The 280-nt window shown below is 42.5% G+C and carries 1 protein-coding gene; it reads right to left on the bottom strand.

Annotated features, from left to right (window positions below):
• Positions 1-280 (bottom strand): transposase (locus BACFIN_RS21735; RefSeq protein WP_007752737.1); only part of this gene is annotated, 280 nt, incomplete at both ends.

Genomic DNA, 280 nt, shown 5'->3' with positions numbered 1-280 from the left:
AGGGACTCAACGTCAAGGCGATTCGCTAGTTCCTGACGAATTGCACTGACGATTTTAGGATTGGTTAGTGGATGAAGCGGATCAATCTGGACACCACAAAACAACTGGTAATGAATATTACCGTTTAAATGCTCAATCAGTTGTGCATCGGAAAAGTTGGTATAGGACTTCAAGACCATCAAGGCTATTTTACCTTCGGGAGAAAAATAACTTTTACGACCCAAAGCAGAGGACTTCAAATGCATTTGTCGGGCCAGTTCCGAGAAAGGGAATAGAGAAT

Source organism: Bacteroides finegoldii DSM 17565, from assembly GCF_000156195.1.
Taxonomy (GTDB): Bacteria; Bacteroidota; Bacteroidia; order Bacteroidales; family Bacteroidaceae; genus Bacteroides; species Bacteroides finegoldii.
This window is presented reverse-complemented; position numbering and strand designations above follow the sequence as displayed.